The organism is Nonomuraea sp. NPDC003214 (assembly GCF_053590035.1).
The window spans coordinates 172,215-187,169 of the sequence record NZ_JBSFSX010000002.1 but is presented as its reverse complement, the minus strand read 5'-3'; the positions used below and the strand labels follow the sequence as shown (position 1 = coordinate 187,169).

General features: G+C 72.7%; 15 protein-coding genes. 6 read left to right on the top strand and 9 right to left on the bottom strand.

What is annotated here, in order from left to right:
* The first annotated feature begins 106 nt into the window (after positions 1–106).
* Both ACWDXC_RS05780 and ACWDXC_RS05775 read left to right on the top strand, forming a co-directional pair.
* Positions 107–1,738 carry a heparinase II/III family protein gene (locus ACWDXC_RS05780; protein WP_449978455.1) on the top strand — a complete coding sequence of 544 codons (1,632 nt, stop codon included), beginning with the start codon at positions 107–109 and terminating at the stop codon, positions 1,736–1,738.
* A gap of 205 nt (positions 1,739–1,943) precedes the next feature.
* Positions 1,944–2,372: a DoxX family protein gene (locus ACWDXC_RS05775; protein WP_219517272.1), complete on the top strand. Its 429-nt coding sequence runs from the start codon at positions 1,944–1,946 to the stop codon at positions 2,370–2,372.
* Here the strand turns inward: ACWDXC_RS05775 and cimA are convergent.
* Both cimA and ACWDXC_RS05765 read right to left on the bottom strand, forming a co-directional pair.
* Complete coding sequence (cimA, locus tag ACWDXC_RS05770; protein WP_449978451.1) at positions 2,369–3,946, bottom strand: citramalate synthase; 1,578 nt, start codon at positions 3,944–3,946, stop codon at positions 2,369–2,371. The genes ACWDXC_RS05775 and cimA overlap by 4 nt on opposite strands.
* Positions 3,947–4,139: 193 nt before the next feature.
* Entirely contained in the window at positions 4,140–4,793 is a 654-nt protein-coding gene (locus ACWDXC_RS05765) for a DsbA family protein (RefSeq protein WP_219517276.1), read from the bottom strand.
* Between the two features lie 55 nt (positions 4,794–4,848).
* Here ACWDXC_RS05765 and ACWDXC_RS05760 point away from each other — a divergent pair, with 55 nt between their 5' ends.
* Positions 4,849–5,493 (top strand): O-methyltransferase, encoded by a 645-nt coding sequence (locus ACWDXC_RS05760; protein ID WP_449978447.1) that lies wholly within the window; start codon positions 4,849–4,851, stop codon positions 5,491–5,493.
* Here the strand turns inward: ACWDXC_RS05760 and ACWDXC_RS05755 are convergent.
* The 4 genes from ACWDXC_RS05755 to ACWDXC_RS05740 form a co-directional block, all read right to left on the bottom strand.
* Positions 5,471–6,349: a hypothetical protein gene (locus ACWDXC_RS05755; RefSeq protein ID WP_449978444.1), complete on the bottom strand. Its 879-nt coding sequence runs from the start codon at positions 6,347–6,349 to the stop codon at positions 5,471–5,473. The two genes, ACWDXC_RS05760 and ACWDXC_RS05755, sit on opposite strands and share 23 nt — an antisense overlap.
* Before the next feature lie 78 nt (positions 6,350–6,427).
* Positions 6,428–6,973 (bottom strand): Uma2 family endonuclease, encoded by a 546-nt coding sequence (locus ACWDXC_RS05750; protein WP_219517281.1) that lies wholly within the window; start codon positions 6,971–6,973, stop codon positions 6,428–6,430.
* An 88-nt stretch (positions 6,974–7,061) separates the two neighbouring features.
* On the bottom strand, positions 7,062–9,398 hold the full coding sequence (locus tag ACWDXC_RS05745; RefSeq protein WP_449979797.1) for an FtsX-like permease family protein: 2,337 nt from the start codon (positions 9,396–9,398) through the stop codon (positions 7,062–7,064).
* Positions 9,398–10,129, bottom strand: coding sequence for an ABC transporter ATP-binding protein (locus ACWDXC_RS05740; protein WP_357586905.1), 732 nt, complete (start codon positions 10,127–10,129; stop codon positions 9,398–9,400). The genes ACWDXC_RS05745 and ACWDXC_RS05740 overlap by 1 nt, the downstream gene beginning before the upstream one ends.
* Before the next feature lie 100 nt (positions 10,130–10,229).
* Between ACWDXC_RS05740 and ACWDXC_RS05735 the strand changes: the two genes are divergently transcribed.
* Entirely contained in the window at positions 10,230–10,838 is a 609-nt protein-coding gene (locus tag ACWDXC_RS05735; RefSeq protein ID WP_357586903.1) for a response regulator transcription factor, read from the top strand.
* Positions 10,839–10,859: 21 nt separating this feature from the next.
* On the opposite strand, the gene ACWDXC_RS05730 is transcribed toward ACWDXC_RS05735, so the two are convergent.
* On the bottom strand, positions 10,860–12,848 hold the full coding sequence (locus ACWDXC_RS05730; protein ID WP_449978438.1) for a histidine kinase: 1,989 nt from the start codon (positions 12,846–12,848) through the stop codon (positions 10,860–10,862).
* A gap of 133 nt (positions 12,849–12,981) precedes the next feature.
* Here ACWDXC_RS05730 and ACWDXC_RS05725 point away from each other — a divergent pair, with 133 nt between their 5' ends.
* Both ACWDXC_RS05725 and ACWDXC_RS05720 read left to right on the top strand, forming a co-directional pair.
* Positions 12,982–13,875, top strand: a complete 894-nt coding sequence (locus ACWDXC_RS05725; RefSeq protein WP_449978435.1) for a MerR family transcriptional regulator — start codon at positions 12,982–12,984, stop codon at positions 13,873–13,875.
* A 19-nt stretch (positions 13,876–13,894) separates the two neighbouring features.
* Positions 13,895–14,494, top strand: coding sequence for a DUF4232 domain-containing protein (locus ACWDXC_RS05720; RefSeq protein WP_449978432.1), 600 nt, complete (start codon positions 13,895–13,897; stop codon positions 14,492–14,494).
* A 1-nt stretch (position 14,495) separates the two neighbouring features.
* Here ACWDXC_RS05720 and ACWDXC_RS05715 read toward each other — a convergent pair whose 3' ends face one another.
* On the bottom strand, positions 14,496–14,681 hold the full coding sequence (locus tag ACWDXC_RS05715) for a hypothetical protein (protein ID WP_449978429.1): 186 nt from the start codon (positions 14,679–14,681) through the stop codon (positions 14,496–14,498).
* Between the two features lie 11 nt (positions 14,682–14,692).
* Positions 14,693–14,944, bottom strand: coding sequence for a hypothetical protein (locus ACWDXC_RS05710; protein WP_449978426.1), 252 nt, complete (start codon positions 14,942–14,944; stop codon positions 14,693–14,695).
* Between the last annotated feature and the right edge of the window lie 11 nt (positions 14,945–14,955).

Here is a 14,955-nt window from a genome sequence, read left to right as displayed (position 1 = left end):
GCATGGCGCATCGAGCCGCTAACGATCGCGGGGGCCAACTTGACCTTGAGTTCGCCGGTCGGACAGCATGTGGCGCCCCCGTCTTTCGGTCCGGAAGGAATCTGGCGTGCGCCGCCTCGCGATCCCCCTTGCTCTCACGCTCCTGCTCAGCGGGACGGTGAGCCCGGCGCGGGCCGAAGCCCCGGTCAAGCGGACCGCCCAGTGCCAGGGCGACTGGCTGCCGGGCACCCCCACCGCCGCCGACGTGATGGCCGGCGAGATCTCCCTGGTGGGCCTGCCCGCGTTCAAGCTCGGCAAGAAGATCAACTGGGCGGCGAGCCCGTACAGGAACCGGTCCTGGGAGTACGTGTTCCAGTCGCTGCGCTGGATGGGCACGCTCGTCGTCGAGTACGAGCGGACCGGCGAGGAGCGCTACCTGCGGCGCGCCGAGGAGATCACCAAGGACTGGGTGGCCCACAACAAGCTGGGCGCGCGGGGCACCAAGGCGTACGTGTGGAAGGACCACCCGGTGTCGCTGCGCACGCAGCCGCTGGTGTGCCTGAGCATGCACGTCAAGGACGCGTGGCTGAAGGAGAGCCTGGCCACCCACGCCAAGCTGCTGTCCGACGCGCGGCTCTACAAGAAGGGCCACAACCACGGCATCGACCAGGACATCGCGCTGCTGGCGATCGGCTGCCGCTACGACCGGCGCGACTGGGCCGACCTGGCGGTCAAGCGCCTGCGGGGCACGGTCAGGCTCGACGTCGACTCGCAGGGCGCGCTCATGGAGCAGGCGCCGCGTTACGCCGTCTACGTCCACAACCGGCTGCAGGTCGCGATGGAGGGCATGCGCTCGTGCGGCCGCAAGGTGCCGGGCGACATCAGCGAGCGGACCCACGCGCTGAAGGACTTCATCGCCCACTCCACCCAGCCCAACGGCTACATGGTGCCGATCGGCGACGGCAGCGCCGAGACCGAGCCGAAGATGGACGCGGGCACGCCCAAGCAGGAGGTCAGGACCTACAACGCGGGTTACGTGTTCGGCCGGACGGCCTGGGGCAAGCCGGAGTCGGCTTTCTACTCGATCCGGTTCGGCCCCGGCATGAAGTGGCACGGCCACGAGGACCATCTGGGCGTCACCTATTACGCGCACGGCCGTGACATCCTGGTCGACGCGGGATTCCACTCCTACGAGAAGAACTCCTACCGTTACTGGACCCTCTCGCCGCAGGCGCACAACGTCCCGACCGTGGTGGGCGAGCGTTTCCGCCCGCGTACGGCCAGCAAACTCACCAAGACGAAGTACGGCTCCGGCCGCCAGTCGTTCCGCCTTTCCGACAAGGCCTACGGCGTGACCCGCACCCGTTCGGTCCTGGTCAACCACGGCGACGACCTGATGGCGGTGCTGGACGAGGCGTCGGGCGGCAAGAAGGTGCAGAGCCTGTGGCGGTTCGACGACGCGTTCAAGCTCGTGTCCAACCGGGGCGGCCGGGTGGTGCTGAGTGACGGCAAGTTCAAGGTGACGCTGGTCCAGCTCTCCTCGTGCAAGCCGGTCGGCGGGCAGAAGGTGCAGCGCGGGGGCAAGCTGGGCTGGATGTCGCCCACCTACCTGGCCAAGCAGCGGACCAACGTGGTGGTGTCGCCGGCGGCCAGGTCGCTGCTGACGATCGTGGTGCCGGGCACCGGCTCGCCGAAGGTGTCGTGCTCGGGGGGCAAGGTCACGGTCGACGGGGTGAGCTTCGCCGCCGGCCTCTTCTGACGGAACAATGTTTCGTTATTGATTTCATCGCGAATATCCAGGTCACCCACAGTTCCCGGCGCTCTTCGGACGCCGGGAATTGACATTTCAACGACCGCACTACACCCTAATGGGAACTGCGCCAATGGGGTCGCGAAAACTTTACTCACCGGTTTTCCTATTTCCTGCATTCACCCCGCAGGAGCGGCATTCGGAAGGTGATCCCATGCACCCCCTAGACCGGTTCGCCCAGCCCGTGCTCGCGCTCTTCCGCATCGTCACCGGATTCCTCTTCAGCATTCACGGCGTTACATCGCTGTTCGGCGTGATGGGAGGCAATCGCGGAACCGGCCAGGCCGTCGCCTTCATGGCGTGGCCGAGCTGGTGGGCGGCGCTCATCGAGCTCGTCTGCGGCCTGCTGGTGATGAGCGGCCTGTTCAGCCGCGTCGCCGCCACGCTCGCCTCGGGCACGATGGCCTACGCGTACTTCATGGTCCACCAGCCCGCCGACCTGCTGCCGTTGCGCAACGGCGGCGAGCTGGCGGCGATGTACTGCTGGGCGTTCCTGCTCATCGCCGTCCTGGGCCCGGGAGCCTGGGCCCTGGACAACCTGCTCGGACGCCGCCGCCAGCACCTGATCGCGGTGCGGTCCTAGTCGGTCTCGTGGCCGGCCCTGAGCAGGCCGTACGTGACCGCCTGCTCCAGGGCCTGCCAGGAGGCGTCGATGATGTTCTCGGCCACGCCGACGGTCGCCCATTCGGCGGTGTCGTCGCTCGAGGTGATGAGCACCCGGGTGATGGCGCCCGTGCCGTGGGTGCCTTCGAGGATCCGCACCTTGTAGTCGACCAGCTCCAGCCTGGCCAGCTCGGGGTAGAGCTTCTCCAGCGCCTGGCGGACCGCCTTGTCCAGGGCGTTGACCGGGCCGTTGCCCTCGCCGGTGGCGACGATCCGCTCGCCCTTGGCGTGGAGCTTGACCGTGGCCTCGCTGACCAGCTCGCCGCCCTTGGTGCGCTCGACGATCACCCGCCACGACTCGACCTCGAAGTGGCGGCGCCGCTCGCCGTGGACGGTGTCGCGCAGCAGCAGCTCGAAGGAGGCGTCGGCCGCCTCGAACGTGAACCCCTTGGACTCCAGGTCCTTGACCCGCTCGACGAGCGTCTTGGTGTCGGCCGCGCCGAGCTCGTAGCCCAGCTCGCGGCCCTTGAGCTCGACCGAGGCCCGCCCGGCCATGTCGGAGACCAGCATCCGCATGTCGTTGCCCACCTGGGCGGGGTCGATGTGCTGGTAGAGGTTGGGGTCGACCTTGATGGCGCTGGCGTGCAGCCCCGCCTTGTGCGCGAAGGCGGAGGCCCCGACGTAGGGGGCGTGGGAGTTGGGCGTGACGTTGGTGACCTCGGTGATCGCGTGGGCGATGCGGGTCATGTCGGCGAGCGCCTCCGGCGGCACCAGGTCGAAGCCGCGCTTGAGCTGGAGGTTGGCCACGACGGTGAACAGGTTGGCGTTGCCGGAGCGCTCGCCGTAGCCGTTGGCGCAGCCCTGCACGTGGGTGGCGCCGGCCCTGACGGCGGCCAGCGTGTTGGCGACGGCGCAGCCGGTGTCGTCGTGGCAGTGGATGCCGACCCGGGCGCTGGTCTGCACGGCGGCGTGCACGACCTCGGCGAGCTCGTCGGGCAGCATGCCGCCGTTGGTGTCGCACAGGGCGATGACGTCGGCGCCCGCCTCGGCGGCGGTGCGGATGACCTCCAGCGCGTAGGCTGGGTTGGACGTGTAGCCGTCGAAGAAGTGCTCGGCGTCGAGGAAGACTCGCTGTCCCTCCGCACGAAGGTGAGAGACCGTGTCGCGGATCATCGCGAGGTTCTCCTGGAGAGTCGTGCGGAGGGCCAGCTCCACGTGCCGGTCGTGACTCTTGGCGACAAGGGTCACGACCGGCGCGCCGGATTCGCGCAGAGCGGCCACCAACGGGTCGTCGGCTGCCTTCACCCCGGCTCGGCGGGTCGCACCGAACGCGGCGAGCTGCGCGTGCTTCAGGTCGAGCTCTGTTTGAGCGCGCCTGAAGAACTCTGTGTCCTTGGGGTTGGCGCCCGGCCAGCCCCCTTCGATGAAGCCGACGCCCAGGCCGTCCAGGTGCCGCGCGATGCTGATCTTGTCGGCGACGGTGAGGTTGAGCCCCTCCTGCTGTGCGCCGTCACGCAGCGTCGTGTCGTAGACGTGGAAGCGGTCGTCGGCCATGGTTCTTCTTTCTGATGGAGGTCTGGAAAACAAAAAGACCCCTCACGGACGTGAGAGGTCTGCGCGCTGGCGTTGTCCCTGTGTCAGCCAGCGCGCCTGCCGATAATGAGCAGACCGTAGAACATGGTGCTTGTGAGTGTGCCACACCCACTCACCATCTGGCACATCGATCTCATCCTGTGGGACGGTGTCGTCAGACGGTCACCCCGGTGCCGCCCGTGATGGCCTGCTCCAGCGCGGCCGGGTCGAACGCCTCGTTGCCCAGCACCCGGCCGTTCAGCACCACGGTGGGCGTGCCCTCGATGCGGATCTTGGCGCTCGCGGCCACGTGGGAGTCCGCGTACGCCTGCGAGGTCACGCACTCGCCGACGGCCGTCGCCCCGGCCGTGCTCGCGGCCTTGGCCAGCTCCTCCACGGTGAACCCGGACGCGATGCCGTGAGGCGCCGGCTGCATGGCGTAGAGGGCGTCGCGGAAGGCCAGCCAGTTGGCCTCGGGCACGCAGCGGGCGGCCGCGGCGGCCCGGATGGAGTTGGAGCGCATCGGCTCCTGCTGGAAGATCGTCACCGGGTGGAAGACGACCTTGACCCGGCCCTCCCTGGCCAGCCGCTGGATGGTGGCGTCGACCCGGCTGTGCAGCTCCTTGCAGACGGGGCAGTCGAAGTCCTCGTACAGGTCGAGCACGGGGGCGTCGCCGCCCTTGTCGGCCAGCACCATGGAGCCGTCGGGCTGGCGCATCAGCCGCACCTCGCCGGAGGCCGACGACCGGCCGGGCCCTGACACCGTCACCACCGCGATCACGGCCAGCGTCACGCAGGCGACCACCACTGCCGCCACCCTCTTCATCATCCGCCCGACCCTACCTGACCCGGCCGCGAGCCCTTCCGGGTGGTAAACAAGATCCATGAAGGCATACGTCCTGACCTCGCAGGTCGCGCAGTACATCCTCGACCACTCCACCCCGCCCGACCCGCTGCTGCGCGAGCTGGCGGCCGAGACCGCGGAGCTGACGGGCGACGACGCGGGGATGCAGATCTCCGCCGACCAGGGCACGTTCCTGACGATGATCACCCAGCTCGTCGCGCCCCGGGTGGCGGTCGAGGTGGGGACGTTCACCGGCTACTCGTCGGTGTGCATCGCGCGCGGCCTGTCGGGCGGGCGGCTGCACTGCTTCGACGTGAGCGAGGAGTGGACCTCCGTCGCCCGCCGCTACTGGAAGCGGGCCGGGGTGGCCGACCGGGTGACGCTCACGCTGGGCCCGGCCGTGGAGACGCTGGCCGGCTTCGACGAGCCGATCGACCTGGCGTTCCTCGACGCCGACAAGCCCAGCTACCCCCGCTACTACGAGCTGCTGGTCGACCGGCTGCGGCCGGGCGGGCTGCTGATGGTGGACAACACGCTGCGGCGCGGGCACGTGGCCGACCCGGCGCACGACGACGCCCCGACGGCGCTGATGCGCGAGTTCAACGACCTGGTCCGGGAGGACCCCCGGGTGACCGTGCTCATGCTGCCGGTCGCCGACGGCCTCACGCTGGTGCGAAAGCTCTGACGCAGGGCGGCTTCGTCATGATCGTGTACGAGGCGGCCGCGACGAGCAGGCCGATCCCCCACACCGTGTAGCCGGGGATCACGGTCAGCGTCCACCAGAGCGGCTGCCCCGTGCCCTCGGTCAGCATCATGCTGAACCCCGCTATCCCGAAATATCCGGTAAGTCCGCCGCCGACCAGGAACGCGGGCACCAGCACCACCCACCGAGGCACCTCCCGCCCGGCCACTCCCGGCACCCAGCCCGGCCAGATCCGCCCCCACCGGTGCACCAGCGCCATCGGCAGCAGCGTCCCGGCCAGCGCGTACAGCGTCAGGAAGATCGGCCCCGCCGGGTCGCCCGTCGCCCACGGCCAGTCGGCGAGCTGCCCGGCGATCCGCGCGACGGCCCCCGCCACCGCCGCGTACGCCGCCACGTACGCCCAGCGCGGGGACGGGTCCGTACGGGACTCCGGGCTGCTGCCGTGGGAGCGCCCGCAGGCCGGGCAGGCGCCGGCGACGAGCCGCCGGGCGGCGACCGCGCGCAGCATGGTCAGCACCCCGGCCGCCACGCCCGCGCCCCGGACGAGGAAGCCGGGCACGTCCAGCGGCTCACCGAACAGCAGGCCCACCAGGTCCAGCGCGAACAGGAAGCAGTAGCCGACCAGCCCCGCCCCGGCCGTCCAGCCGAGCGCCACGGCGGCCCGGCCCGCCGGGAGCAGGCAGGCCGTCGTGGCCAGCGCCGCCAGCACGATCGGCGGCCACTCCCCCGGCACGAACGACTCGCCGAACCTCCCGAACTCGGGAGCCCCGGCCACCAGCCACCACACGTGCACCGCACCGTAGGCGGCGGTCCAGGCCGCCGCGAGCCGCTTCGCCATGCCGTCGAGTCTGCGGGCCGGGGCCCCGCCGCCGACTCCCCCGCCGCGGGGAGCCGCCTCCCCCGCGCCGGGGACCGCTCAGACGTCGAGCAGCTTGCCGGTGTCGAGCGTGCAGTCCCACGGCGCGGGCAGGCGCAGGGCCACGCCCACCGGCTCCACCGTCACCTGCGTGTAGCCGCTCACCTCGGGCGCGCTGTGCAGCTTGACCATCCGCTGGAACGGGTCGACCACCAGGTAGAGCGGCACCCCCGCCGGGGCGTAGCTCATCGGCTTGACGACGTGGTCGTCGTAGGCGTTACCCGCGGCCACCACGTCGACGAGCAGCATCGTGCTGTGGCCGTGGACCGCCTCGTCGGTCTCCATCACCGGGTTCGGCGGCACCACCGTCAGGTCGGGCACGTAGCGGTCGGCCTCGGGGCCGATGAACACGCTGATGTTGGGCCACACCTCCCAGCCGCGCTCGGCTACGGCGGGCAGCAGCTGGAAGAGCGCCTGGGCGATGATCGTGTTGTGCTGCCAGGTGCCGGGCTCGTTGACCACGATGCGACCGCCCACCATCTCGATGCGCAGCTCGGGGAACAGGTCGCGCACCGTGCGGTATCGCTCTTCGACCGGCCTGATCATGCCTTTTCCCTCACCTGAGTGTGATCGCTTCCTGGCAGAGCGTATTGCGCGCAGGCCGGGACAGTCTCGGGAAACGGTGAAGTACGTCTCACTCCCGGGCGGCCAGCGCCTCGGCCGGACGGGCCCGCAGCGCGAACCTGGCCGGGACCGCGGTGGCGGCCAGCGCCAGCGCGACGGTGGCGGCGACGACGCCCAGGTAGCCGAGCGGCTGCGGGTAGGGCGTGGCCGATCCCGTCATCCCGGCGCCGAACGCGGCCAGCGTCAGCAGCGAGATCCCGGTGCCGAGCGTCACGGCCAGCGCGGCGGCGACCGCCGTCTCCGTGCGCAGCATCCCCAGGATCTGCCGCCGCGTGGTGCCGACCATGCGGAGCAGCGCCAGCTCGCGGCTTCTGGCCGAGGTGGACATGGCCAGCGTGTTGACCACGGCGATGGCGCAGAAGCCGATGATCAGGCCCATCGCGACGTACGTGACGGCCGCGTTGGAGGTGCCGGCCTCCGCCGCCTCGGCCCGGTCGCGCACGGCCACGCCGGGCAGGGCGCGCTCCAGCGCGGCACGTTCGCCACCGGAGACCAGGACGGTGGCGCGGGGGTCGTCCACGTGCGCGGCGACCAGCTCGTGGGGCAGCGTCAGGTCGGCGAAGCCGAGGCCGCGCGCGTAGACGGCCGCGATCCGGACCGTGGCGGGGGTGCCGTCGCCGAGCGTCAGGGCGAGCCGGTCGCCGACGCCGACGCCGAGCCGGTCGGCCGCGGTGCGGCTGACCGCCGCCGACGTGCCGCCGAAGCCGTCCAGCGAGCCCGCCGTCACGCCGAGGTCCATGGTGCGGTCCAGGCCCTCGGGCGTGACCGCCTGCACGCCGTACTTCTCCAGCTCGATCCGGGCGGTGGTGCGCAGCACCTCCGTGGCCGCGCGCACGCCGGGCACCTTGCGGGCGGCCTCGGCGGACGCGCCGGGGTCGAGCACGTGGTCGGCGGTGATGCCGGCGTTCAGCTCCCGCTGCGCGGCGTGCCCGAGCGTGGCGGGGGAGAACAGGATGGTGCTCGTCATCGCGGTCATGAGGGTGAGCGGCCCGATCACCGCGGCGAGCCGCCCGGTGCCGGCGCGCAGGTTGCGGTGCGCCAGGTAGCCGCCGGCGCCGGGCACGCGCAGCGGCAGCGCCGTGACCGCGCGGGCGAGCGCCGGGCCGAGCAGGATCACCGCGACCGTCCAGACCAGCGCGGTCAGCATGGAGACCGGGCTGGAGGCCGCCTCGACGGACAGGTTCGCCAGCAGGATCGTCAGCGCCACGGCGCCCGCGAGGACGAGCACGCCGGCGACCGTCCGCGCCCGGGGCAGCCCGGCAGCGGCCAGCGCCGCCTCGCTCAGCGCCTCCACCGGCCTGATCCTGGCGACGCGGCGGGCCGACACGCGGGCGGCGGTCCACGCCGCGGCCAGAGTGGCGAGCAGCGCGGCGAGCGCCGGGAACGGGCTGACGACGAGCGCCAGGTTCTCCGGCACGGCGCCGAGCTCGACGAAGCGCTCACGCAGCCAGAGCCCCAGCAGGATCCCGCCACCCGCGCCGATCGTCCCGGCGACCACGCTGATCGTCAGCGCCTCGCCGCCGATGAGCTTCCTGATCTGCCGGGGCGTGGCCGCGACGGCGCGCAGCATGGCCAGCTCGCGCCGGCGCTGCTGGATGGAGAGCGCGAACGTGCCGGCCACCACGAGGATCGCCACGAGCAGCGAGGTGCCGCCGAGCGCGCCGCCGAGGCTGATCAGCTTGACCCTGGCGTTCTCCGCGTCGAGGAACTCCACGGTGCCGCGCGCGTCGCCGGTGTAGGCGAGCGCGCCGTCGACCTTGACGTCCACCCGGGGGAAGACGCCGATCGCGGTGACGAGGCCGTCGCGCCCGGCCAGGCGGCGGGCCTCGGCCGTGCTGAAGAAGATCGTGTCCTGGCTGGGCAGCGCCTGCGCGGTGACGCCGACGACCCGGTATCCGGGGATCTTCGCCGTACGGTGCCGGGCGTCCACGACGACCTCGCCGGCGGCGCGCGGCGGGCGGCCGCTCGCCAGCGTGAACGGGGTGAGCGCGGCCGACTCCCAGCCGTGCGCGGTGAACCCGGCGAACGGGAACGTCACCTCCGTCACGACCTTCGTCACGCCCGGCGCCCGCCTGACCTCGCCGGCGATCCTCTCGGGGATCCAGCGGCGCTCGGCGAGCGGTTTCGCCTTCGTCTTGCCGTTCGCCTTGGTGTGCCGGGCGTACTGGTCGCCGGCCAGGACGACGGGGGCGCCCGCGTAGCGATCCGGCGCCACCGCACCCCGCAGGCCCGTCTCCAGCAGCATGCCGCAGGCCGTCACCAGCGCCGCCGCGCACAGCAGCGCCACGAACGCGCCCGCGAACCCGGCCCTGCGGTGCCCGATGGTCCGCCACGCGAAGGAGATCATCACGTCCACGCCCCCAGCCTGGTCATCCGCTCGGCGACCTTGTCGGCGGCCGGGGCGCTCATCGAGTCCACGATCCGGCCGTCCGCCAGGAACAGCACGGTGTCGGCGTACGAGGCGGCCACCGGGTCGTGGGTGACCATCACCACGGTCTGGCCGAGCCCGGAGACGACCTCGCGCAGCAGGACCAGCACGTCGCGTGCGGTCATGGTGTCGAGCGCCCCCGTGGGCTCGTCACCGAACACCACCTCGGGCCTGGTGACCAGCGCCCTGGCGATCGCCACGCGCTGCTGCTGCCCGCCGGAGAGCTGGGCGGGACGGTGCCCGGCGCGCCCGTCGAGCCCGACCCGGCGCACGATCTCCGCCAGCCAGGCCGGGTCCGGCCTGACGCCCGCCAGGGTGAGCGGGAGCGTGATGTTCTCGGTCACGGTGAGGGAGGCGACCAGGTTGAACGCCTGGAAGACGAAGCCCACGCGCTTCCGGCGCAGCTCGGTCAGCTGGGTCTCGTTCATGCCGGCCAGCTCGGTGCCGCCGAGCCGGACCGACCCCGAGGTGGGCAGGTCCAGGCCGGCGGCGCAGTGCAGGAACGTGCTCTTGCCCGAGCCGGAAGGACCCATGATCGCGGTGAACGTGCCCGCCGGGATGCCCACCGACACCTCGCGCAGCGCGGCCACCGCGCCGTGTCCCTTGCCGTACACCTTGCTCACGGCGTTCAGCCGCACGACTTCTGTCATGGGAACCAGCCTGCTGATCTGGGCTTTCCCGGACCAGAGAGCCGATCATCACCCGGGCATGACGTCATCATGATCCGGACATACTGGTAGACATACCCTCGTGATTCGCATACTCCTGGCCGAGGACCAGCACGTGATCCGGGAAGCGCTCGTGACGCTGCTGGGCCTGGAAGCCGACATCGACGTCGTCGCGGCGGTCGAGTCGGGCGAGGCGGCCGTCGCCGCCGCCGTCGAGCACCGGCCGGACGTGGCCGTGCTCGACATCGACATGCCAGGGGCGATGGACGGCCTCGACGCCGCCGCCGAACTGCGCACCCGGGCGCCCGGCTGCCGCACGCTCATGCTCACCGCGCACGGCAAGCCGGGACACCTGCGGCGGGCGCTCGCCTCGCAGGTGGACGGGTTCGTGCTGAAGACGGCGCCGCCGGACGAGCTGACCGCGGCGATCAGGAAGGTGACGCGGGGGGAGCGCGTCCTGGACCCCTCGCTCGCCGTCACCGCCTGGAACCTGGCCGACAACCCGCTCACCCCGCGCGAGGCCGACGTGCTGCGGCTGGCCGCGGGCGGCGCCGAGGCCACGGAGATCGCCGCCGAGCTGTTCCTGAGCGCGGGGACGGTGCGCAACTACCTGACGGCGATCGTCACCAAGCTCAACGCCCGCAACCGCACCGACGCCGCCCGCATCGCCGCCGAAGCCGGCTGGATCTAGAGGCCCCCGGCGGGGGCGGCTCTATCGAGCAGGGGCCGGGGTCAGGGCCGGGGCGGGGATCGTGGCGGTCAGTTCGAACCAGCCGCCCTCGCCGCAGACGGCCAGGCGCCCGTCCAGCTCGGACAGGCGGGTGGTGAGGTTGCCGATCCCGGCCGAACCACGCCGCCCCTCCGAGGCGCGCGTCCCGTCATTGCGGACGCTCAGCCGTACGACGCCGTCGCCGGCCGCGGTGGTGATCGAGCAGCGGCTCGCCGCGCTGTGGCGCAGCACGTTGGTCACGGCCTCCCGCAGCACGGCGCCGAGCACGTGCTCCACCTCCGGATCGAGGCCGGGATGGCGGAGGTCGAGCGTGGCGGCGACCCCCGCGGCGGCCAGCACCGAACGCGCCGACTCCGCCTCGGCGGCCAGCGAGAGCCGCCCGTGCTCGCCCGAGACGGTCGCGAGGTCCGCCGTCGCCCGCTCGGTCATCGCCGCCACGTCGGCGAGCTCCTTACGGGCGCGTTCGGGGTCGAGGCGACGGGCGAGCTCGCACTTCAGCAGGATCGCGGCCAGCGTGTGCCCGAGCAGGTCATGCAGGTCGCGGGCGGCGCGCAGCCGTTCCTCGACCACGGCGGCGCGGGCCAGGCCGTCCCTGGACTCGCGCAGCTCCCTGGTGAGCCGGGCCAGCGTGAGCAGCCCGTACATGACCAGGCCGGTCACGACCGTGCTGATGGCGTAGTTCACGGTCAGCGGGACCGGCAGGCGGAGCAGGACGCCGGCGGCCGTGACGACCGCGACGATCACGGCGGTGAGCGGCAGCGCCACCGCCCACCGGAACGCCAGCAGGACCGGACCGGCCAGGAAACCGGCCACGCCCAGCCACGCCTGCCCGAACAGCGGGATCGGCGCGAACGTCAGCACCGCCATGATCACCAGCGCCGTCCTGTGGCGTCCCTCGATCGAGCGGAGCTGCATGACGATGATGACCAGCAGCAGCGGCGCGGGCCAGAACGAGCCCGCGAGCAGCAGCGCCTTGGCCGAGAAGCCGACCATGACGGTCGCCAGCAGCGCCGTCGCCACCGGCGCGTCGGCGGCGGGCGGGGCGGGCGCGCGAGTGGCGGGCAGCGTGGCCTCGACGACCAGCTTGGAGTCCGGTGCCAGGCCGACCGTGAGCGTGCCTCCGGCCGCCTCGACCTGCGCGGGCAGCTCGCCCAGCCGGTCGTCGCCCGCGGTGCGCGCACCGTCGTCACAGACGCGCAGCCGTACCGAGTCCGCGACGGCGACGGTCTCGATCAGGCAGGTCGTGGCCGAGCGCCGGCGTACGACGTCGGTCACGGCCTCGCGCAGCACGGCCGCGAGCAGCGCGCCCGCCGGGCCGAGCGGTTCGGCGTGGCTCATGCGCACCTCGGGGACGATGCCGGCGGCGGCGAGCATGGCCTTGGCCGTGGTGACCTCCGGGGCCAGCGACATCGCACGGTAGCCGGCCGCCGCGGCCCGCGCGTCGGCCAGCGCGCGCCGGGCCGTCTCCACGTCAGGGGCGCCGGCCGCGGCGCTGCGGGCGATGGCGGCCAGTGCCTCGCCCAGGCCGCGGCTGAGCTCGGCGGCGATGCGCAGCCGTTCCTCGGCCGCGGCGGTCAGGGCCAGGGACAGGCGGGCGGCGTTCACCTCGTCGATCCGGTCGACCATGATGGTGAGGCCGCGGACGAGCAAGCAGATCAGCACCATGCTGATCAGCGGGTCGACGGGGCCGATGAGGGCCGCGACCCCGACGACGCCCAGCGCGAGCGGCCACAGCCTGGTCAGGAGCAGCGACCCGCCGACGAAGCCGAGAATCCCGACCGACGTGCCGTACAGCAGCACCGAGCCGCAGGTCACCACGGTCTGCGCGGCGAGCACCCACCACGTCCGGCGCCTGACGAACGCCACCTGGAGGGGGAAGGCGAGCAGCGCCAGCGGCGAGCCGGCCACCACGTAGACGCTGGTGAGTCCCGCGAACACCACGGTGACGATGGCCATTGCCCGCTTCTGCACCCACGCAGCCTACGAGACACGCGCCCGCCCGCCCGCGGCGGCCACCACGCGCGCTGCGCACCCCGGCCCGGCGTGATCTCATCATGAACCGGACAATTGACTCTCCAGCAGGGGGAGACGCGAAGGTGGGGGCATGGACGGCACGCTCTACTCGATCGGCGACCTGGCCCGGCGCACCGGGCTGACGGTCAAGACCATCAGGTTCTACTCCGACCAGGGCATCGTGCCGCCCGCCGACCGCGGCCCCACCGGCTACCGCCGCTACGACGCCGCCGCCGTCGCCCGCCTCGATCTCGTACGGACGCTGCGCGAGCTGGGTGTGGGCCTGGCGACCATCCGCAGGGTCGTGGACCGGGAGGTCACACTCGCCGAGGTCGCCGCGGCCCACGCCGAGGCGCTGAGCGTGCAGATCCGCACGCTCAGGCAGCGCCGGGCGGTGCTCACGGCGGTGGCCAGGCAGGGCTCGACCCCTGAGGAGATGGATCTCATGCACAAGCTGGCCAGACTGTCCGAGGAGGAGCGCCGGGAGCTGATCGGCGGCTTCCTGGACGCGGTGTTCGACGGGCTGGTGGTCGACGGGCTGGAGCTCGACGGCCCCAGGCGCTCGATGACGCCCGAGCTGCCCGACGACCCCACGGCCGAGCAGGTCGAGGCCTGGGTGCGGCTGGCCGAGCTGTCCCGCGACCCGGACTTCCGCGCCTCGATGCGCCGGCTGGCCGAGGACCACCGGGACGACGGCCTCGGCCTGCGACCCGGCCCGGTCGAGGCGGCCCGCGCCCGCGCCGGGGCGCCTCCGTCGGCGGCCGACGTGGCGGCGGTGGCGGGCGAGTACGCGCGGGCGCTCGGCGTCCCCGACGACGCCGCGCTGCGGCGCCGCCTCCTCTCCCGCCTGGAGGCCGCCGCCGACCCTCGCCGCGAGCTCTACCTGGACCTGCTCGCCGTGATCAACGGCTGGCCGGCCCCGGAGCCGCTCGCCCCGGCTCTCACCCCGTTCGTCGAGGCGCTGCGCGGGCGGCCCGGCCCCTGAGGTGCGCCAGGATGGTGGAGTGAGAATCTCGTACGTCCTGGTCGTGGCGGCGCTGGCGGTGGCCGGGTGCGGCACGCGGACGGCCGGCGCGGCGGGGTCCCCGCCGGCTCCGCCCCGGCACACCGTCCAGGCCACGCCGATCCCGCCCCTGGACTCCGAGCGCGCGGCGCCGGCCAGGAGCCGGTGTCCCCGGTCGGGGCTGCGGCTCACCGCCGAGCCGGCGAACGCGGCGATGGGCCTGCGGGCACAGACGCTGATCCTCACCAACTGCGGCAAGCGGGTGCGCCAGGTCAGCGGCTACCCGAAGGTGCGGCTGCTGGACACGGCCGGCGACCCGCTGAAGGTGCGCCTCGACCGGGGCGCCCAGGAAATCACCACGGCCGTCGCGGACCCGGGGCCGGAGACGGTGACGTTGCGGCCCGGCCGATCGGCGCACTTCAGCCTGGCCTGGCGCAACACGTACACGGACACGAGCCGCCGGTCCGAGGTCGGGGCCACGACCGGGGCGACGGTGGTCGTCACCGCCGCCGGAACCCGGCTCACCGTGGACACGCCCGTGGACCTCGGCTCGACGGGCGTCCTCGGCGTCACCGCGTGGACCTCCCCCAAGGGGGGCTGACTCAGGCCAGCCAGCGGCCGTCGCGCATCAGGTCGCGGCCCTTCAGCTCGTTCACCTCGCGCCACGCCTGGATCCGCTGCGGGCGGACGCGGAAGAAGGGGTAGGGCTCGCCGATCTCGCGCGGGTCGAAGCCGGTCTTGGCGGCGAACGCGTCACCGACCTCGGCCGTGATCTCGGTGATCTCCACGGTGCCGTCGATCAGGACGACGTCCGCGTCAGCCCCAGCCCCAGCCGGACCAGCCCGGTGGCCGCCAGGTTACGGCCGGTGGGGCTGGCGGCCGGGGTCGACAGCAGCAGGCTGGAGCCGTCCCACAGGAAGGACAGCGGCACCAGGAACGGCGCCCCCTTCTCCGGGTCGGCCGTCGCCACCCACGTGTCGACGTCGGACTCCAGCCGGCGCAGCGTGTCCTGCTTGCGCTGCTCGAACGTGCGGGGGTCGGGCAGGGTCATGCGGTGTGCTC

Coding starts and splice junctions, on each gene's coding strand:
- ACWDXC_RS05745 (WP_449979797.1), bottom strand. CDS start 9,398: ATGATCTCCTTCGCGTGGCGGACCATCGGGCACCGCAGGGCCGGGTTC.
- cimA (WP_449978451.1), bottom strand. CDS start 3,946: ATGGCCGACGACCGCTTCCACGTCTACGACACGACGCTGCGTGACGGC.
- ACWDXC_RS05725 (WP_449978435.1), top strand. CDS start 12,982: ATGGACGGCACGCTCTACTCGATCGGCGACCTGGCCCGGCGCACCGGG.
- ACWDXC_RS05765 (WP_219517276.1), bottom strand. CDS start 4,793: ATGATGAAGAGGGTGGCGGCAGTGGTGGTCGCCTGCGTGACGCTGGCC.
- ACWDXC_RS05750 (WP_219517281.1), bottom strand. CDS start 6,973: ATGATCAGGCCGGTCGAAGAGCGATACCGCACGGTGCGCGACCTGTTC.
- ACWDXC_RS05775 (WP_219517272.1), top strand. CDS start 1,944: ATGCACCCCCTAGACCGGTTCGCCCAGCCCGTGCTCGCGCTCTTCCGC.
- ACWDXC_RS05760 (WP_449978447.1), top strand. CDS start 4,849: ATGAAGGCATACGTCCTGACCTCGCAGGTCGCGCAGTACATCCTCGAC.
- ACWDXC_RS05710 (WP_449978426.1), bottom strand. CDS start 14,944: ATGACCCTGCCCGACCCCCGCACGTTCGAGCAGCGCAAGCAGGACACG.
- ACWDXC_RS05755 (WP_449978444.1), bottom strand. CDS start 6,349: ATGGCGAAGCGGCTCGCGGCGGCCTGGACCGCCGCCTACGGTGCGGTG.
- ACWDXC_RS05740 (WP_357586905.1), bottom strand. CDS start 10,129: ATGACAGAAGTCGTGCGGCTGAACGCCGTGAGCAAGGTGTACGGCAAG.